17 protein-coding genes are annotated in these 18826 nt (G+C 71.3%); 10 read left to right on the plus strand and 7 right to left on the minus strand.

From position 1 onward, the window contains the following. Positions 1 to 180 precede the first annotated feature (180 nt). The 3 genes from ACQPZG_RS18815 (at position 181) to ACQPZG_RS18825 (ending at position 4521) form a co-directional block, all read left to right on the plus strand. Positions 181 to 1035: a GntR family transcriptional regulator gene (locus tag ACQPZG_RS18815; RefSeq protein WP_433546895.1), complete on the plus strand. Its 855-nt coding sequence runs from the start codon at positions 181 to 183 to the stop codon at positions 1033 to 1035. A 205-nt stretch (positions 1036 to 1240) separates the two neighbouring features. Beyond that, entirely contained in the window at positions 1241 to 3514 is a 2274-nt protein-coding gene (locus ACQPZG_RS18820) for a phosphotransferase (protein WP_433546896.1), read from the plus strand. Between the two features lie 335 nt (positions 3515 to 3849). Continuing rightward, a complete protein-coding gene (locus tag ACQPZG_RS18825) occupies positions 3850 to 4521 on the plus strand; it encodes a TetR family transcriptional regulator (RefSeq protein WP_433546897.1) in 672 nt (223 codons plus the stop codon). A gap of 29 nt (positions 4522 to 4550) precedes the next feature. Here ACQPZG_RS18825 and ACQPZG_RS18830 read toward each other — a convergent pair whose 3' ends face one another. Beyond that, positions 4551 to 5486 carry a LysR family transcriptional regulator gene (locus ACQPZG_RS18830; protein ID WP_433546898.1) on the minus strand — a complete coding sequence of 312 codons (936 nt, stop codon included), beginning with the start codon at positions 5484 to 5486 and terminating at the stop codon, positions 4551 to 4553. 103 nt (positions 5487 to 5589) lie between these two features. Between ACQPZG_RS18830 and ACQPZG_RS18835 the strand changes: the two genes are divergently transcribed. Beyond that, positions 5590 to 7212, plus strand: a complete 1623-nt coding sequence (locus ACQPZG_RS18835; protein WP_433546899.1) for an MFS transporter — start codon at positions 5590 to 5592, stop codon at positions 7210 to 7212. Between the two features lie 85 nt (positions 7213 to 7297). On the opposite strand, the gene ACQPZG_RS18840 is transcribed toward ACQPZG_RS18835, so the two are convergent. Both ACQPZG_RS18840 and ACQPZG_RS18845 read right to left on the minus strand, forming a co-directional pair. After that, on the minus strand, positions 7298 to 7930 hold the full coding sequence (locus ACQPZG_RS18840; RefSeq protein WP_433546900.1) for a histidine phosphatase family protein: 633 nt from the start codon (positions 7928 to 7930) through the stop codon (positions 7298 to 7300). Positions 7931 to 8178: 248 nt separating this feature from the next. Beyond that, complete coding sequence (locus tag ACQPZG_RS18845) at positions 8179 to 9609, minus strand: MFS transporter (protein WP_433546901.1); 1431 nt, start codon at positions 9607 to 9609, stop codon at positions 8179 to 8181. A gap of 64 nt (positions 9610 to 9673) precedes the next feature. Between ACQPZG_RS18845 and ACQPZG_RS18850 the strand changes: the two genes are divergently transcribed. Beyond that, positions 9674 to 10066: a MerR family transcriptional regulator gene (locus tag ACQPZG_RS18850; RefSeq protein ID WP_433546902.1), complete on the plus strand. Its 393-nt coding sequence runs from the start codon at positions 9674 to 9676 to the stop codon at positions 10064 to 10066. 121 nt (positions 10067 to 10187) lie between these two features. Beyond that, complete coding sequence (locus ACQPZG_RS18855; RefSeq protein ID WP_433546903.1) at positions 10188 to 10748, plus strand: cupin domain-containing protein; 561 nt, start codon at positions 10188 to 10190, stop codon at positions 10746 to 10748. Positions 10749 to 10878: 130 nt separating this feature from the next. Here the strand turns inward: ACQPZG_RS18855 and ACQPZG_RS18860 are convergent, their stop codons facing one another. Next, entirely contained in the window at positions 10879 to 11778 is a 900-nt protein-coding gene (locus ACQPZG_RS18860) for an aminoglycoside phosphotransferase family protein (protein ID WP_433546904.1), read from the minus strand. Between the two features lie 226 nt (positions 11779 to 12004). On the opposite strand from ACQPZG_RS18860, the gene ACQPZG_RS18865 reads away from it, so the two are divergent. From ACQPZG_RS18865 to ACQPZG_RS18880, 4 genes are all read left to right on the plus strand, one after another. Beyond that, the gene (locus ACQPZG_RS18865; RefSeq protein WP_433546905.1) at positions 12005 to 12730 is read left to right on the plus strand and encodes a class I SAM-dependent methyltransferase; all 726 of its coding nucleotides are present in this window, start codon (positions 12005 to 12007) and stop codon (positions 12728 to 12730) included. A 178-nt stretch (positions 12731 to 12908) separates the two neighbouring features. Further along, positions 12909 to 13379: a helix-turn-helix domain-containing protein gene (locus ACQPZG_RS18870; protein ID WP_433546906.1), complete on the plus strand. Its 471-nt coding sequence runs from the start codon at positions 12909 to 12911 to the stop codon at positions 13377 to 13379. A gap of 23 nt (positions 13380 to 13402) precedes the next feature. Next, the gene (locus ACQPZG_RS18875) at positions 13403 to 14095 is read left to right on the plus strand and encodes a hypothetical protein (RefSeq protein ID WP_433546907.1); all 693 of its coding nucleotides are present in this window, start codon (positions 13403 to 13405) and stop codon (positions 14093 to 14095) included. Between the two features lie 171 nt (positions 14096 to 14266). Then, positions 14267 to 14608, plus strand: coding sequence for a DUF2516 family protein (locus ACQPZG_RS18880; protein WP_433546908.1), 342 nt, complete (start codon positions 14267 to 14269; stop codon positions 14606 to 14608). On the opposite strand, the gene ACQPZG_RS18885 is transcribed toward ACQPZG_RS18880, so the two are convergent. From ACQPZG_RS18885 to ACQPZG_RS18895, 3 genes are all read right to left on the minus strand, one after another. Next, the gene (locus ACQPZG_RS18885) at positions 14590 to 16062 is read right to left on the minus strand and encodes a SpoIIE family protein phosphatase (protein WP_433546909.1); all 1473 of its coding nucleotides are present in this window, start codon (positions 16060 to 16062) and stop codon (positions 14590 to 14592) included. The two genes, ACQPZG_RS18880 and ACQPZG_RS18885, sit on opposite strands and share 19 nt — an antisense overlap. Positions 16063 to 16523: 461 nt before the next feature. Beyond that, the gene (locus ACQPZG_RS18890) at positions 16524 to 17618 is read right to left on the minus strand and encodes an NlpC/P60 family protein (RefSeq protein ID WP_433546910.1); all 1095 of its coding nucleotides are present in this window, start codon (positions 17616 to 17618) and stop codon (positions 16524 to 16526) included. A gap of 310 nt (positions 17619 to 17928) precedes the next feature. After that, a complete protein-coding gene (locus ACQPZG_RS18895) occupies positions 17929 to 18777 on the minus strand; it encodes a class I SAM-dependent methyltransferase (RefSeq protein WP_433546911.1) in 849 nt (282 codons plus the stop codon). Positions 18778 to 18826 lie beyond the last annotated feature (49 nt).

The following is an 18826-nucleotide window of genomic DNA, read 5'->3' on the forward strand; positions in this document are numbered from 1 at the left end:
AAGGAACGGGAGTATGTGCATGAAAGGGCTGCCCTCCTCGGCGGATCAGTCCCCCAATTGGACTGATTGGCCTGACCGGCTGGTCCCCATCTGTGCTGATCCACTAACCCGATTGCTCCAACCAGCCTGTCGGGCAGGGCAGTTGGATTGGTGCGCGTTCGGAAGTGGTACGTACTCGCTGTGACGAATCCCCCGGGTGGAGAAGGCGGCGGAGAGGCGTTCCAACGTGTCGCGGCAGCGCTGCGCACGGCCATGTCCGACGGTACATACACGGTCGGCTCACTGCTTCCGCCGCAGCGCGATCTGGCCGAGCGCTACGAGGTGTCCCGGGACACGATTCGGCGCGTGGTGAGGGAACTGGTCAGCGAAGGGTGGATCGAACCCCGGCAGGGGAGCGGGACGAAGGTCGTGAAGGTGCAGCGCATCCACTCGGTGGTCCAGGGGCCGGGCCTGCTGCGGACCGTCGTGAACGCCGCGTTCCTCGCCGATGTCGTCACCCTCGACGTGTTCAGTCTGACCGCTGAGACCCTGAGCACGCACCTCAGCGCACAGGTGCGGCGCGTGCGCGAGGGTGAGATCCGGCCCAGCCGCATCGCGGTGCGGCTGCTGCTCCCCGACGAACAGATGTCCTTGCCGTATCCGACCCTCAAGGGCGGTGGCGCGGACCCGAGGCTGGCGCAGCGCATGCATGAACTCAGCTCTCTGCACAGCCGGTGGATCACGGCCGGCCTGGACGGTCTGCGCAGAGAACGTCTGGTGCCGGAGGTGTCGGTGGAGATCAAGAGAGTGCCGCTGACTCCGCACTCCAAGCTGTACCTGTTCAATGGAGAGACGGCGCTCCAGGGCTTCTACAAGATAGTCGAGCGCCGGATCGAACTGGACGACGGCGAGGAACTGGACACCATCGACGTGCTCGGCCTGCGAGCCTCCCTCTTCCGTTACGTCAAGGACGACGACGCGCGTTCGGTGGGGTCGCTCTTCGTCGACGCCTCTCAGGAGTGGTTCGATTCCCTCTGGGAGCTCCTGACGGTCTGAACCCGTCCTGCTCGGAAGCGCCGAATCCGTATGTCTGAGAGGCGCTCGGGCAGGTGTGCCTGCCACCGGGCCAGCGATTCATCTCATTGGCGGACACCCGATGTGCCGGATGGGCCGTTCCGCGGTCGTGTGCCGGAACGGACAACTAGGGTGGCCCCTCCTGTTGCCCCGTCATTCACCTGATCGGTTTGTGGAGAGTCGCCCCGTGGCCGTGCTCCGGACATCGACGTCCCCTGCGCCGAAACTCGCCGCGCCCACGCGCCTGGCAGCCGAGCCGGCCGCACCGAAGCCGAGCGCGGTGCACGTGTACGACGCCTTCGTCGCTGCTGCGATCCGCACCGGGGAGATGACTCGTGGTTTCCACAACCGGAACTTCATGGTCTCGCTGAGCGAGCCCATGGCACGCCTGGTGGGCCGACTTCCCGGAACCCGCGTGACCGTGCGGCTGCGGGCACCCGAGGCGCTTCCGGTGGTCATCCGGACCTGGCAGGACGAGTCGCAGATCCTCGATGCGCTCACAGGGGTGCTGCCCCACGTGCCGCAGTGTCTGGCCAAGAACGGGCACTCCGCGGTGCACAGCTACGTGGAGGGCGTCCCGTTGTCCAGCGTCTGCCAGAACGGCAAGCCGGTCGACTCCCGACTGATCGAGGCGCTGGTGGGGCTGCTGGCGCAGATGGTCGAGGTACGCAAGGAGGACCTGCCCGCACTGCCGAGCCGCTGGCCGCGCGACGGACAGAGCAGGGCGTTCCTGCGCACCCTCGCCACAGTCACCGACCGCGACGTGCGTCAGGCCAACTGGAACGAGTTCGGAGGTCTCTTCGCGGCCCTCGGCATTCCCGAGAACGCGATGCTGGACTTTGCGGACCGGGTGCCTCCGATGGTGCGCCGTCCGTTCAGCCTGCTGCACACCGACCTGCACCGCGACAACGTGATCGTCTCGTATCACGGCGATCCGCCGTTGATCTTCGTGGACTGGGAACTCGCGTGCTACGGGGACCCGTTGCACGACCTTGCCACCCATCTCGTACGGATGAAGTACCCCGCGCACCAGCGGGACCAGGTGAAGCAGGCATGGCTTCGGGCCATGAGCAGAACCCGTCCGGATGCGGCCAACGGCATGGAGGTGGACCTGCGCCACTACCTGGACTTCGAGTGGGCCCAGTCCGTCTACCCGGACGTGATGCGTGCCGCGCGGTCCCTGGGCGACCTACGGGAACCGGCGGCCCTCGGAGACGCCGCACGTTCGGTGCAACGGGCACTGATCGCGGCGCGGGGGCCTCTGCGGCTGGGCAGTGCGCCTGACCTCTCGGAGATCGTCCGGATCCTCCGCAGATGGCATCTGGCGAGGGGGCGGTGCGACGGGGAGACGCAGTGGCCGTCCGCGTACTGGGTGAGAGGAGGAAGCCAGCAGCCCGGCCCCCAGGACTTCTCCGTGTCGGCGGTCAACGAGGTGCTCAGGGCGGAGGGCGCGGCCCCGTCCCACCAGGTCTTCAAGGGCACGGGCCACCTGAACACCGTCGTCCACGTGAGCAGTGCGGATCTGACGGTGGTGGTGCGGCGCAAGCTGCCCTGCGCCGACCGCAGAGAGCGCTGCTTCAACGACGAGACGCGGGTACTGAGGGCGCTGGAGGGCTCGACGGCCGTGCGGGCGCCCAGGGTGCTGGCGCTGGGCACGAACGCACCCTCGGACGACTTCGCCATCCACTCCTACGAGGGGGACCCGACCGGGCCGCCCGAGCACCCGGTGAACGGACTGCGACTGCCGGAGGCGGACAACCTGATCGATCAGCTCGCCGCCCTCGCGGATGTCAGGACCGACGGCCTGATGCCCAAGGCGACGGCGGGCGGCTTCTACCGCTGGCTGAACGACCGGCTGGTGGAGATCGTCGAGGGGCTCCCCAAGGAGTCCCAGCGACTGGCCACCGTGCTTGGGCTGCCGGCGGCGTGGCGGCTCAAGCAGATCCTCGACGACCGCTTCCACGGCACCGATCGGACCCCGGTCCTGCTGCACGGCGACCTCAACCCCTGGAATCTGGTCCGATGCGGCACTCCGGGACAACTGGCCATCATCGACTGGGAGATGGCTGTATGCGGCGATCCGCTCTACGATCTGGTCCGCCATCTGCACCTGACACCGCACACCACCGAGATCCGGCAGCGCATGATGACGCGCTGGGTGCGCCTGCTCGCTGCACGGGACCCCCGCTACGTCGAGGGTTGGCAGCGGGACGTCCGCACCTACCGCTGGATCGAGCTCGTCCGCTCCGCCTACGTGGACCTCGACCGCCTGGTGACGGGCGCGAGCCTGGACGCCCCCAACGTGCGGCGGGCAGTCGCCTCGTACTCCATGACCCTCAGCGCGGCCACCGCCGCGCTGGGGCTGCGCAACGCTCGGCTCGCGAACCCGTACCTGGCCCTTGCGCTACCCCGAGGCGAACATGAGAACCCGAGCGTCGCCGTGCGGGGAGCGGCTGGTTGAAACACCTGCTTGCGCAGCGTCCGTGGCCTGCGAGCGCGTCGCGACCGAGTGGCCGGACCGCGATCGGCAACTCCAGCGAGTGCAGCGAAGTCCGAGCCCAGAAGCTTCGACGCCAACCCCTGTGTCCGACCGCGCGAAGAAGGCGCGGCGGAGGCCGACGAGACCGTCCATCAGTGGGTCGAACACTTCGACGGGATGATGGAGCCGGCCGCGACGCCGGTCTGCCCGCCGTTCCCGTGACAGGACGGAACCCGCTGCTTCCCGACGTGCAGGCCCACCGCCCCCTTGAGGCGCAGACCCCGCTCGGGTACGGCTGCCCGCCTAGGATGGCCGTCGTGAGTCAGTCCCCACCCTCCCCTGCGCCCCCCGCCCTCGGCGGCCTGCGCGAGCTGAAGAAGCGGCGGACGTACGCCGCGATCTCCGAGGCCGCGATTCGGCTCTTCCTGGAGCGCGGGTTCGACGCCGTGTCGGTGGCCGAGGTGGCGGCTGCCGCGGAGGTGTCCAAGCCGACGCTGTTCCGGTACTTCCCGGCCAAGGAGGACCTCGCGCTGCACCGGTTCGCCGACCACGAGGACGAGTCGGCGCGGGTGGTGAGGGCGGGGCGGGCGCAGGGGATCGGCCCGCTCGACGCACTGGAGCGACACTTCCTGCGGGGACTCGCGGAGCGGGACCCGATCACCGGGCTGTGCGACCACCCCGAAGTGCTCGCCTACCAGCGGATGTTGTACGGCACGGAGAGCCTCGTGGCGCGGCTGCACACGTACACCCGGCGCGCGGACGCCGCGCTCGCCGCCGCGCTGGGCGGGGACGAGGGCCCCGACGTACGGGCGCGGTTGGCAGCCGGCCAGATCGGGGTCGTGCTGCGCACCCTCGCCGAGGAGAACTGGCGTCGGATCGAGGACGCGGGGGAGAGCGCCGACGCGGTGTGTCCGGGAGCGGTGCAGGCGGCGGAGTTCGCGTTCGGTCAGCTGCGGGACGGGATCGCGCAGGCGGACCGGCGCGGCTGAACAGCGCGCGAGCACAGGCACCGGGACGGTCAACTCGTCATGTGCGCAGCCGCCTCGACCTCCCGCTGTACGTGTTCCGCGAACCTCCGCGTCGCCGTGTTCAGGCCCTGCCCGCGGGGGAGGAGGAGGTCCACCCGGCGTTCCAGGCGGACGGACGTCGTGTTGCCGGTCAGGGGGAGGAAGCGCAGGGGCAGGTCCGGGAGGGGGAGGAGGTCGCGGCTCAGGCTCGCCGGGACGAAGGCGACGCCGAGGCCCGCCGCGACCAGGTCGCTGACCATCGCCCATTCGCTCACCTCGCACACGATCCGCCGCGTCAGGCCGGCCTCCGCGAAGTACGCGTCGGTGAGCAGGCGGCCGGTCCACCGGCTGTGCGTCTCGACGAAGCGTTCGCCGTCGAGGAGGGGCAACGGGACCTCGTCGCGGGCCGCGAGCGGGTGGTCCGGCGGGCAGGCCAGTACGAAAGGTTCCGTGACCAGCTCGACGACGTCCAGCAGTGCGGCCGTCCTGGCCCGGTCCGGCGCGGCGGCCAGTGCGCAGTCCAGTTCACCGTCCGCGACCATGCTGATCATCTCGGTGGCCGGGAACTGCCGCACCTCGATGTCCAGGCCCGGGTGCTCCCGTACGAAGCAGGACAGCCAGGCGGCGAGCGGCACCAGGTGACGGCTGGCCTGGTACGCGCCGATGCGCAGCCGCCCGGTAAGGCCGCCGTGCACGTCCCGTACCGCCTGGAGCGCCGTGTCCGCGGCGTCCAGGGTGCGACGGGCGGCCGGCAGCAGCGCCTCGCCCTCGGTGGTGAGGCGTACGGGACGGGTCCCCCGTACGAACAGCAGCGCCCCGACCTCCTTCTCCAGGGCCCGCACGGACGAGGAAAGCCCGGACTGGACGATCAGCTCGCGGGCGGCGGCCCGGGTGAAGCTGCGTTCCTCGGCGAGGGCGACGAAGTGGCGGAGGTGACGGAGTTCCATGCGTACAGTGTCGCATCAACTATCTCTGTGGGAGATGTTGAGTATCTCCATCTGATGCTCAAGAGCTGGTAAGGGAGGGAAGACGCGGACCGTTGACACAGACATGAACACGACGACGCCGCCCGCCCCCGACACACGGACCGCCGGTCCTGCCCGCGCCTCCCGCACCACCCTCGCCCCCGACACCGCCCGTGCCTCCGGCACCGCCCGTACCTCCGGTACCAGCGGCGCCGCCGGTCACGCCCGGCGCAGGGGTGTCTCGCCCCGCACCGGATTCTGGTTCGTCGCGGTCGCCTTCGCGGTCCTGATGGCGTTCGGCACCGCCCCGACGCCGTTGTGGCCGCTCTACCAGGACCGGGACGGCTTCGGCGCGACCACCGTCACCCTCGCCTTCGCGATCATGGTGGTCGGCGCCGCGGTCGGCTTTCTCGGGCTCGGCCACCTCTCCGACCGCTGGGGCCGTCGCCGCATCATCGTTCCCGCCCTGCTCACGGACGTCGCGGCCGCTTCTTTGCTGGTCCTGTGGCCGGGACTGCCGGGGCTGCTGACCGCCCGGCTGCTGACCGGCCTGGCGGTGGGTCTGATGGCTTCGACGGCGACCGCGTACCTCATGGACCTCTGGCACCGGGCGCACCCGGGGCAGCCGCTGTCGACGACCCCCGGCCTGGTCGCCACCGTGTCCAACCTCGGCGGGCTGGCGCTCGGCCCGCTGCTCGTCGGGGTGCTGGCGCAGTGGTCCGGGTCGCCGCTGGTCACCCCGTTCGTGCTGTTCGGCGCCGTCATGCTGGTGCTGCTGGTCCTGGTGCTCGCGGCCCCCGAGACGGTCGACACGGCGCAGGTCTCCGGCACCCGGCCCGCCCGCTTCGCGCTGCGGGAGGGAGCCCGTCCGGTCTTCGCGGCGGCTGCCGCCACCGGCTTCTTCGCCTTCGCGGCGACCGGCCTCTTCTCCGCGCTGGGCGCGGTCATCGTCCGGCAGGACCTGGGGAGCACGTCGCCGCTGGTCGCGGGCACGGTGACGTTCGTGGTGTTCGGCGCCTCGGTGCTCGCGCAACTGCTGCTGGGGCGGCTGCCGGTGGTGGGCCTGCTGAGGCTGGGCGCACTGCTGTTCCCGCTGGGCCTGGGTCTGACGGCGGTGACCCTGTACGTCCCGTCGCTCGCCCTGCTCCTGCTCGCCGCGGTGCTGTCCGGGTCGGGCTCCGGACTCCTGTTCAAGGCGAGCGTGGACCGGACGGCAGCCGCCGCCGCCCCGACCTCGCGGGCGGGGGTGCTCGCGGTGTTCTTCGTGGTCGCGTACGTGGGGATGGGGGCGCCTTCGGTGCTGTTCGGTCTCGCGGCGAACCACTTCGGGCGGCAGCCGGTGATGCTGGTCTTCGCGGTGCTGCTGTCGGTGGGAACCGCGGTCGCGGCCTGGACCGCGGTACGGGCCTCGGCGGGCGGCCGGGCGCGAACGGTACGACCGAGCAGGATCGTGGCGTCGGGGCCCTCGCCTGCTCCGGCCGATTCCGGCGTTCCCGGTCCCGCCGCTTACGGTGTTTTCGCTCCCGCGGCTTCCGCCGCTTCCCTCGTTCCCGATTCCGCCGCTTCCGCCGCTCCCGCCGCTTCCGCCGCTTCCGTTGGGTCCGCTGCGGATGTCGGCTCCGTGGCGTCCCGCGCTTCCGCTGCGGCCGTCGGCTCTGCGGCGTCCCCCGCCCGGTCGGGCCGGGCGGCCTCGGCCCTCTGTGGCTGACGTGCCGGGCGGCCTCGGCCCTCTGTGGCTGACGTGCCGGGCGGCCTCGGCTCCCTGTGGCCTGTGGCTGACGTGCCGGGCGGCCTCAGACCCGTGACTCCGGCGGCAGTCCCGTCCAGCGCAGCCCGACGGGCAGGTGACCCATGTCGTTGAAGACCAGTACGGAGGCGGGCCGACCCGGGGCGTAGCGGATGACGGTCAGTGCCGCGTTCGCCAGGTTGATGCCGAGCCATCGCCAGGCCGGCGCGTCGTACGCCGCACGCAGGAACCACCCGCCGAGGAAGTTGTGGGTGACGACCAGTTCGTGCCGGGGCTCGTTCCCGTCGACCGTGCCCGTGAACAACTTCAGCGCGCGAGCGGCCAATTGCGGCCCGGCAGCCCGTTCGGCGGGCGGGAACTGCGCCACGAAGTCCAGGTAGCGGTCGGCGTCCACTCCGCCACCGACCAGGTCCTCCCGCGTCGGCTCGTACGGTACGTAGTCCCCGGCAGCCTCCGACACCAACGGCTCGATATCGTCGGCCCGTTGCTCCGCGATCAGCCGCGCCGTCTGCGTGGCGCGGGCCAGCGGCCCGTGGTGGATCGCGGCCAGCGGCACGTCCCGCAAGCGTTCCCCGAGGAGGACGGCCTGACGGCGCCCCGCGTCGGTGAGCGCGGACTCGTCGCTGTTGGCCTCGGCATGCCGGGCGAGATACAGGTAACGGGGCTGGGGCGTGTCCATGACGGGACGCTAACGGACCCCATCGTGGTGAGCAACGGCGTTGGGGCAGCGGAACTGCCGTGTGCGCGGCGGGTGCTGTGGGTTCGACGAGGGCTGTGGGTTCGGTGAGGACTTGGGGTCGGCGGTGACTGCGCGGGCCGGGTCCGGAAGGTCCGCCGCTGGCCGGAAGGTCCGCCGTCGGCCCGAAGGTCCGCCGTGGGAGGTCCGGGTCCGGCTCGGGGGTGTTCGCGGCAGTTGGACGGCGCTGCTCAACCGGCTGCGGCCGTGCGCCGCTCGGGGAAGCCGTGGGACCTGGCGGCGAGCACTGCGAGCAGGACCGGGACCAGGAGGGCGAGCACGCTCCACGGGATGGACGCCGAACCGAGAACTCCGAGCAGGAGGCCGCCGACGACGCCGCCGGCCGCCATGGCCGCGTTCCAGAGGGTGACCAGCATGGCCTGGGTGGCGTCCGCCGCCGCGTGTCCCGCCGTGCCGGCTGCGTCGCCCGCGGCGGTCTGGAGGAGGGTCGGCGCGCCGCCCCAGCCCAGGCCCCACAGCGCGACCGCCGCGTACACCGCCGCAGTGCTGCCGTTGAGGAGTGCCAGCAGCGAGGCGGCGACCGCGATGAGCAGCGTGCTGGCGATCATCAGGGCGCGGAGGCGGCGGTTGATCCGCGCGCCCACGATCCAGATGCTCAGCAGTGACGCCGCGCCGAAGACCAGGAGGACCACGTCGACGGAGTCGCCCATGCCCAGCTCGGTGAGGAACGGGGCGACGAATGTGTAGAGGACGGTGTGCGCGAGGACGAAGACAAGGGTGACGAAGAGGACCGGGACCACGCCGGGGACGCGGAGGACGCCCAGCACTCCCTGCACCCCGGCACCGGCGGTGCAGCCGGGGCCCGTGGTGCCACCGGGCCTCCCGGTCCCGCTGAGGCCCTCGGTCCCGCTGGGGCTACCGGTACCGCAGAGGCCCCCAGTACCGCTGGGGCTGTCGGCGTCACCGGTCGGTGCGGTACTTGAGGTCCGTGCGCTCTGCGCGGTCCGTGCGGTCTTCGCGGTCCGTGTGTTCTTTGCGGCCCCGGGATAGTCCGGGACGCCGGCCGCGATCCAGGCCAGCAGAGCAACGGTCAGCGCCGTCATGACGAGGAACGCGGCCTCCCAGGTCAGGACCTTGCCGAGGTACGTGCCCGTCGGCACGCCCAGCGACAGGGCGACCGGAATGCCCGCCATGGCGATCGCGAGCGCCTTGCCCTGGAGATGCGCGGGAGCCATCCGGCGGGCGTACCCGGCGAGCAGGGCCCAGGCCAGGCCCGCGGCGACGCCGGCGGCGAAGCGGGCGGTCATGGTGAGGACGAAGTCGGTGGACAGCGCGGTGACGGTGTTGGCGACGGCGAAGCCCGCCATCGCCGTCAGCAGCAGGCGCTTGCGCCGCCAGGTCGCGGTCGCCGCGGTCAACGGGATCGCGGTGAGGGCGGTGCCGATCGCGTACACCGTGACGGTCTGGCCGGTGGCGGCCTGGCTGACCCCGAGGTCGGCGCTCATCGCGGGCAGCAGCCCGGCGGGCAGGGTCTCGGTAAGGCTGGTGACGAAGACAGCGGTGGCCAGGGCGAGCAGTGCACTCAAGGGAAGTGGACTGCGCCGTACAGCAGTGGTGGTCCTCGGACTCTCGGGCGGCTGCTGCTGGATATGGGTTCGCATGCCGGTATGTTCGGACCCTCACATCGATGTGAAGGTCAACGCGGCTTGGGGTGAGGTGGGCCACATGCGGATCGGTGAGCTGTCGGAGCGGACCAACACGCCCCGCAGGATGCTGCGTTACTACGAGGATCAGGGCCTCATCGCCGCCCGTCGAGCCGCGAACGGCTACCGCGAGTACGACGAACGCTTCGTCGACCGCGTCGTCCAGATCCGGGGCCTGCTGGACGCCGGACTGCCGACCCGCATCATCAAGCAGATTCTGCCCTGCCTCGACAAACCCCGCACCATCCACTTCCCGGACGCCACCCCGGAGATGCTGTCGACGCTGGAGGCGGAGCTGGAGCGGATGACGGCCCGCGTGGAGTGCCTCACGCGGAACCGGGACGCGATCGCGGAGTACCTGGAGGCGGTGCGACCGGAGGGGGCGAGCGGCGGGCGGACCGATGCGACCGCCTGAGAAGTGGCCCACCGCTGGGTGCCGTAAGTGGCCCAAGGGGTGGGCCACTTGGCTGCATAGGGTGGATCCCACGAGGCGACGGCAACGGCCGGAACCGCCCTCCACCAGCAGGGAGTCACTCATGACCAACACCCCCGCGCCCCTCGCCCCCGCCGCCCCCTCCGACTTCTCCGCCGCGCCCGCCGCCCCCTCCGACTTCTCCGCCGCGCCCGTCCTCACCCGTGCCGCCACCGCCGAGACGGCCAGCGACCCGAGCAGCGTCATGACCCTCCTGGCCGACTGCGGAACCGACGGCAGCACGATCACCAGCTACCGCTCGACCTTCGCGGCCGGAGCGGTGGGCGCCCCTGCCCACTTCCACACCCGCGCCTCCGAGCTCTTCTTCGTCATCGGCGGCTCCCTCCAGGTCCTGGTGGACGAAGAGGTCCAGACCCTGAGCGAGGGCGACTTCCTCCTCGTCCCTCCGCACACCCCGCACGCGTTCGCGGCCGCCCCCGGGGCGACCGCCGACGTCCTCTTCGTCTTCACCCCCGGCATGCCCCGTTTCGACTACCTCCGTCTGCTCGGCCGTGTGATGCGCGGCGAGGCGGACCCGCAGGAGATCAAGGACTCCTCCGAGCTGTACGACAACCACTACGTGGACAGCCCGGTCTGGCGTGCGGCACTCGCAACGGCGGTGTAGTGCGCGGACGTGGGACCACGAGCGCGCGGAGAGACGGGGATCCGAGGGCAGTGAGACCCGGACCGCGGAGGCACCCCGAGGCACCCCGAGGCATCCCGAAACATCCCGAGGCACCTACGAGACACCCCCTCTAGCCCATGAGGGCTTCGTTGATCTGCCGGGCGGTCTGCGTGGCCACCCGAGGGTCGACGGCGGCGTAGGAGGTGTAGGCGTTCAGGCCGGTGGCCATGGCCCAGCCGCGGCCCCGCAGCCAGGTGGCGTCGTCCACGCCGAGCGTGTCGCGGAAGGCGGTCCGGCTGCCCGGCGTCATGAGGGTGAAGGCGATCATCAGGTCGCACGCCGGGTCACCGATGCCGAGCCCGCCGAAGTCGATGACGGCGCTGAGGCGGCCGTCCACGGTCAGCAGGTTGCCCGTGTGGAAGTCACCGTGGAACCAGACCGGTGGACGATCCCATGCGGGGGCACCCATGGCGGCGTCCCACAGCTCCGTCATCGCCGTGCCGTCGAAGACGCCGTCGACCTCGGCGATGGCGGACCGCGTCGCGCGGTCGCGGCCGGCCAACGACCAGCCGGAGAGACCTTCGCGGGCGGTACCGGACGGAAGGTCGTGGAGTGCGAACCGCTGCAAGGCCCGTAGAAAACAGGCCAATTCGGTGGCGACACCGGTGGAGTCGGCCAGGGCGTCCGCGGTCGCCACCTCGCCCTGCACCCAGCGGGACACCGCCCACGGCCACGGGTAGCCGAAGCCGGGTTCGCCCACGGCCACCGGCACCGGAATGGCCAGAGGGAGGTGCGGGGCGAGCCGCGGCAGCCACCGGAACTCCTTCCGGGCCTGACCGATGGCCCCGGCGTGCCGGGGCAGCCGAACGGCCAGCTCTTCGCCCAGCCGGTGAATCACGTGATCGGAGCCGGCCGGAACGAAGGGGCGAAGAGGCAGTCCCGCCCACTGCGGGAACTGGGTGTCCACCAGTCGTCTGACGAGTGCGGTATCGATCTCCGGCCGAATGTCCCTGGCTCTCGCGGTTGCCAAGACGACTCCTGCGCTCGGTCCGCTCCGTGTGGCGGACAGCAGGAACCATCACAATGTCCCGCTGCTCCGCCTGTCGACTGATTTAACCGCTGCGTGGAGGGGGCGGGCGTGCGGTCCTGCTGGTGGTCGAAGGGCGCGGCCATGCGGTCCTGCCGACGGTCGAAGAACGCCGGCCTGCGGCGAAAAAAGTAGGCGCTCCAGCCCAGTAGCCCCTACCTTCGGCTGCATGTCTGACGAGTGTTTCGGGCACCCACGGCTCGCCGCGATCTACGACCCACTCGACCTCGATCGCAGCGATCTCGACGCGTACGTCCGGATGACGGAGGAGTTCGGGGCACGTCAGGTGCTGGACATCGGCTGTGGAACAGGCGTGTTCGCGCTTCTGCTGGCCGAACGCGAGATCGAGGTCGTGGGTGTCGATCCCGCCCAAGCGTCCATCGACATGGCCCGAGCCAAACCGGGCAGTGAGCGAGTGCACTGGATCTGTGGCGACGCCACGGCACTTCCGGCGATGCGAGCCGACCTGGCAACCATGACGGCGAACGCCGCCCAGCAGATCATCGATCCGCAGGCATGGCGCCGGACCTTGCGTGGCGGATACGAGGCGCTACGGCCCGGCGGTCGGCTGGTGTTCGAAACCCGGGATCCAGCCGCACGCGCCTGGGAGGAGTGGCACCGCGAAGCCTCCTATCGCGTGACGGAGATTCCGGAGGTCGGCGCCGTAGAGAGCTGGGTGCAGGTGATCGAGGTGAGCGAGCCGCTGGTGACGTTCCGCTGGACCTACGTGTTCGCTGCCGACGGGGAGGTGCTGACCTCGGACTCCACCTTGCGCTTCCGCGAGCGGCAGGAGGTCGGGACGGAACTGGTCGCGCAGGGGTTCGCGGTGGAGGACGTACGCGACGCCCCTGACCGGCCGGGCAAGGAGTTCGTCTTCGTCGCGCGACGCCCGTAGCTCGGCCCACTGCCCCTCGGGAGACTTCGTTGCGCCCGAACGGATCCCGCGGAACCCCTCGCAAGCACTGGAAACGGACGGCACCGGCCATCCGTCGCGAACCGCCACCACGTGGCGTGTAGCACTTTTGCAAGCAGGTGCTTGCAAAAGTTAGCAAGCCGGGTGCATCCTCGGAGGCATGGCATCACTGAACGTCGGCAACCTCGGGGAGTACCTGCGCGAGCAGCGGCGCAACGCGCAGCTGTCCTTGCGCCAGCTCGCCGATGCCGCCGGGGTGTCCAATCCGTACCTCAGCCAGATCGAACGCGGCCTGCGCAAGCCCAGCGCGGACATCCTCCAGCAGCTCGCGAAAGCGCTGCGGATCTCCGCCGAGACGCTGTACGTGCAGGCCGGAATCCTAGACGAGAAGGAACGGGACGAGCTGGAGACGCGCGCCGTCATCCTGGCCGACCCCTCGCTCAACGAGCGGCAGAAGCAGGTACTGCTGCAGATCTACGAGTCCTTCCGCAAGGAGAACGCCGCGGAGAGCGCGGCGCAGGCCGTGGCCGACGTCGTGGCCGTGGCTGAGGACGGGGATGCGGTGCCGGGTGCGACGGGCGCCGCGGACACGCGTGACGCCCGCAGTGATGACGTACCACCCTCACAATGACGCGATCCGGGAGGACCACAGTTATGGCCATCAGCGATGACCTGCGCAAGACCCTCGCCGACCCGACCCCCCTCTACTTCGTCGCCGGTACGGCGGACCTCGCCGTCCAGCAGGCCAAGAAGCTGGCCGAGGAGGCGCCCGAGCGCTTCGAGAAGGTCCGCCGGACCGACCCCAAGGCCGTGCAGGAGAAGGTGACCTCGCAGGCCAAGGAGGCGCAGGTCACCCTCCAGTCGAAGTTCACCGAGGTCGTCGGTTCCTTCGACACGGACCTGAAGAAGCTGGGCGAGACGGCCCAGGACCTCGCGCTGCGGGGCGTGGGCGTGGCCGCTGAGTACGCGGTCAAGGCCCGTGAGGCGTACGAGAAGGTCGCCGAGCACGGCGAGCAGACCGTGAAGGGCTGGCGCGGCGAGGCGGCCGAGGAGATCAACGAGATCGCCATCGCCGTCGAGCCCGACCCGGAGCCGAAGCCCGCCGTGGCGACGGAGCCCGCCGTGGCGACCGAGCCGGTCGTGGCGACGGAGCCTGTCGTGGCGACCGAGCCTGTCGTGGCGACCGAGCCGCAGAGCGCGGCGACGAAGTCCGCCGTGGCGGGCACCGACGCGCCGAAGGCCGCGGCCCCGGTCGTGCTGGAGACGAACTCCGAGTCGGCGCAGAAGAAGGCACCGGCACGCAAGGCCGCGGCGAAGAAGGCCGCTCAGGACGCCGAGCAGAAGTAGCAGAGACAGCACAAGCAGTCGCACGATCCGCTGCCGGAAACCGGCGGATCAGGCGGTTTCGTACGGCCGGACACGACGGGCCGGTTCGCCCCGAGGGCGTCCGGTCCGTCGTTTCGGTACCTTGGGCCAGGCGGTCACGTGGCGGTCAACCCTGATGAGGCGGTGCTCAGTATGTTGCGTTCGGGATTCGATGTCGGGCTGATGATCGTGGTCGACCTGGTGTTCATCGTCACGGCGGTGGCCGCGCTGATCATGGCCGCCACCGCACGGGCCGACGCGTACCGGGCCGCCGACAAGCAGTCCAAGAACTTCTGGCTGGTCATCCTCGGCATCACCGTCGTCGTGAACCTGCTCCTGCCGATGCTGTTCCTCCAGATCGCGGGCCTGGTCGCGTCGATCGTCTTCCTGGTGGACGTACGGCCCGCCCTGCGCCAGGTCTCCGGAGGCGGCGGCGGCCGACGCGGCGGCAGCAGCAGCGACGGGCCGTACGGGCCCTACAACGGCGGGCGCTGAGAGCCGGAGGTCCGGAAGGGCGCACCGGGTCGGGCCGACCCGGTGGCCCCGGCGTACCTGCTGCGGTCCCGGGTCTCCTCCCGGTCGAGCAGCAGGACCGCCACGTCGTCCGTCAGCTCGCCGCCGTTCAGCTCGCGCACCCGGGTTACGGCGGCGTCCAGCAGCTCCTCGCCGCGCAGCCCCTCGGCGAGCTGACCGTTGATCATGTCGACCATGCCGTCCTGGCCGAGCCTGCCGGGCTCACCCAGGCCGTCGGCACCGGAGACGCGGCCCTCGATCAGTCCGTCCGTGTACATCAACAGGCTCCAGGCGCCGCCCAGTTCGACCTGTTGCCGGGGCCAGCGGGCGCGCGTCAGCAGGCCGAGGGCCGGTCCGCCGTCCTCGTACGGCATGAGCCTGGCGACCCGCTGCCCCTGCCGGTCCTGCCGGGCGATCAGCGGGGCCGGGTGGCCGGCCAGGCACAGTCCGGCGCGGCGGCCGTCCGGTGCGATGTCGACCGTGCAGAGCGTCGCGAAGATCTCCTCGCTCTCCCGCTCGTGCTCCAGGACGCGCTGGAGCGTGGAGAGCAGCTCGTCGCCGCACAGGCCGGCGAACGTCAGCGCCCGCCAGGCGATCCGCAGCTCCACGCCGAGGGCCGCCTCGTCGGGGCCGTGCCCGCAGACGTCGCCGATCATCGCGTGGACCGTGCCGTCCGGGGTGCGGACGGTGTCGTAGAAGTCACCGCCCAGCAGTGCGCGGGAGCGGCCGGGGCGGTAGCGCGAGGCGAACCGCAGGTCCGAGCCGTCCAGCAGCGGGGTCGGGAGCAGACCGCGCTCCAGGCGGGCGTTCTCCTGGGCGTGCAGACGGGACTCGGCCAGCTTGTACGAGGCGGTGTCGGCGCGCTTGCGTTCCACCGCGTACCGGATGGCCCGGCTCAGCAGCCGCGCGTCCAGCTCGTCGCGGAACAGGTAGTCCTGCGCACCGGCCCGCACCGCGTCCGCCGCGTGTTCCGCCCGGTCGGGCGGGATCAGCGCGAGGACGGCCTGGCCGGGGGCCATCCGCAGGACGTCGTGGAGAGCGCCCAGCACGGGACCCGTGCGATTCCCCTCGGCCCCGCCGGGCCCGCTGCCGGAGCCGTCGCCGGTTCCGTCGTCGGCACCTTGGGCGGCGTCCTCCGTGCAGCCGGGGCAGTGCCCGCAGCCGGGCAGGGCCAGGTCGAGCAGGATGCAGTGCACGTCGTCGGTGAGCAGCCGCTCGGCCTCGGTGAGGTTGCGGGCGGTGCGGACACGGACCTTGGTGCCGTTCGCGGTGTCGAACAGCGCGGGCACGGCGAACGCGTCCGCCGGGTCGTTCTCGATCACCAGCAGCGTGAGGTCGGTCGGCTGCTGGTGGGGTGCGGCTGTGCTGTTGTGGTCGCCGGCCTGACCGCTTTCCGCGGCAGGCACAACTCTCTGCCGCGGTATGGGTACGGGCATCGGTTCGGTTCCTTCCCTCCCCCCGAGGGCACGGTGGGACGCCGATCGACGCCCCGCCAAACGGGGACCTTAGCGGTAGGCGGCACCGCAACGGAATGGCGTGGCCGCAGCGGACGGGGTCATATGCCGGTGCGTTTCGCCGCCTCCGGCCAGGCATAAGCCGCTCCGGGACGCGCGCCGACCGACTCCCGGCCCATGACAAAGATCACGCCGAGCCCGCCGCGCCGCCCATGATCACCTGGGGATCGCCCGAGCCGGAGTGCCCCCGCGACCCGTCGGCCTGCCGACGGGTCCACGTCCCCCTGCCACCCGCGCCACCCGGTACGCCCTCCGCCCCCACTCCCCCCGCCCCTGCCGGACGCCCACCGATGCCGCAGCCCACCGATCCCGCAGCCTGCCGCGTCCGTGCGCCCGCGCCCTCGTAACCTCCCGCGTGCGTGAGCCCCACCGCGCCCGCACGGCTACCGCGCCCGTACGACCCCCAATATCGGCATGGACCCCGCCCCTGCCACCGTCACACTCCGTCCCGGCCTCGGCGCGTGCACCATCTTCCCGTCGCCGATGTACATCGCCACGTGGCTCGCGTCCGCGAAGTAGACGATCAGGTCGCCGGGCCGGATGTCCGCCATCCGCACCTTGGGCAGCAACCGCCACTGTTCCTGCGACGTGCGTGGGATGTCGTGCCCTGCGGCCGCCCACGCCTGCTGGGTGAGCCCCGAGCAGTCGAAGGCGTCCGGGCCCTCCGCTCCCCAGACGTACGGGGCTCCTATCTGCGCCGTCGCGTACCCGACCGCGCGCCTGCCCTGTTCCGTCGCCCCGGCTCCGCCGCCGTTCTTCAGAGCGCCGGAGTCCAGCCAGGATCTCTGCGCGCGGTACTGCTCGTCGCGCTCCAGTTCCAGCAGTCGGGCCCGCTCGCCGGTCTCCAGGCGGGCCTCCAGCTTCTCGGCCGCGTCGATCTGCTTCTCTATCTCCTTCTGGGCCTCCGCCTTGCGCTTGCGGTTGGCCTCCAGCTTCTTCCACTCACCGCTCGCGTCCTGGGAGTACGTCCGCAAGTCCTCCTGCGCCCGGGTCATTTCGTCCAGCATCCCCTTGACGGCCTGTTGCCCCTGCTGCATCCGGCCCGCGCCGCGCAGGAACAGGTCCGGGTCGCCGCTCATCATCAGCCGGGCGCTCTGCGGTACGCCGCCCGTCCGGTACTGGGCGCGTGCCTGGGCGCCGATGCGGTCCTTGAGCTTCTCGATCTTCTGCTCACCGGCGACGATCTGCCGGGCCAGCTTGGCGATCTCGCCGGACTGGGTCTGCGCCTGGTCCTCGGCGAGGTTGTACGCGTCGGTGGCGACCGCCGCCTTCCGGTACAGACCGTCTATCTCTCTGCGCACCTCGTCCAGGCTCTTCCCGGAGCCGGAGCCGGAGCCGGAGCCGGAGCCGGAGCCGGGCGGTGGCGGTGGATCCGCGTACGCCTGTCCCGGCAGCACCAGCACGCTCAGCGCGCAGGCCAGTGCGATGGCGGTCGTGACGCTTCGGCCACGGTGACGACTGATACGGCGTCGGTTCACGAGCTCCCCCCGGAAACAAGTCACATCTGATGGTCCGTCTGATGGGCCGTCACGGCCCGGTGATACCGGTCGCCCCCCGCTGGTGCCGGTGCGATGCCGCCGCGCCGCCGCAAAAGGGACGGACGCGGAAACAACGACCCTCCACAACCCCCGGGAACCTTCCGGCCCTTCCCTCCACACCGTCCGACGAACGAGATCCCCTTCCCGTTCCCCGAATTCCACCTCTCCCGAGAAAGCCCCGCATTGTTCACCGGTAGGTGGTCCTCCGCCACCGGTACGAGGTGTTCCGCCACCGGTACGAGGCATTCCCTCACCGGTACGAGGTGTTCCGCGGGGCCAGCGCCTCCCAGCGCACCGTCACCTCTCCCTGCCGCCAGCGCCGCTCCCCGTCCGCCGCCGCGTGCCCGGTGGGGGAGTGCGGCCCGGTCACCGGCCAGTCCGCGGAAAGGTCCCGCACCGCCCTGATCCACCGCTGCCGCGCTCCCAGCGAGGCGAACGGGGCCGCCGCGGCCCACGCCCGGTCGAAGTCCCGAAGGAAGGCGTGCACCGCCTCACCCGGCACGTTCCGGTGGATCAGCGCCTTGGGAAGCCGTTCGGCCAGGTCGGAGGGGCGGTCCAGGGAGCCCAGCCGGGTCGCGAAGGTGACCGTGCGCGGGCCCTCCGGCCCCAGTGCCACCCACACGTGCCGCCGTCCGATCTCGTCGCAGGTCCCCTCCACCAGCAGCCCGCCCGGCGCCAGCCTGCCCCTGAGCCGCTCCCACACGGCGGCCACCTGTTCCTCGTCGTACTGCCGCAGGACGTTCGCCGCGCGGATCAGCGCCGGCCGCCGGCCGCCGTCCAGCGGCACTTCGAAGCCCCCGTGCCGGAAGGTCAGCCCCTCCCGCTCGTACGGCTTCGCGCCCGTCACGCGCGCGGGCTCGATCTCGATGCCGACGACCTCGACGGCGGGCGCGGCGGTCCGCAGCCTTCCGAGCAGCTCGACCGCCGTCCAGGGGGCGGCCCCGTAGCCCAGGTCGACCGCCACGGCTCCCGGGGCGCGCAGCAGGGCAGGGCCGTGGACGGCGGCGATCCAGCGGTCCATGCGACGCAGCCGGTTCGGGTTCGTGGTCCCGCGGGTGACGGCGCCGACGGGGCGCGCGGGGGACGTGCGGGAGGCCATGCACCGAGCGTAAGCGGGCGGAGCGGGCGGGAACACAACGCAATGATTT

Source organism: Streptomyces sp. CA-294286 (genome assembly GCF_050947155.1).
In the GTDB taxonomy this organism is placed as follows: Bacteria; Actinomycetota; Actinomycetes; order Streptomycetales; family Streptomycetaceae; genus Streptomyces.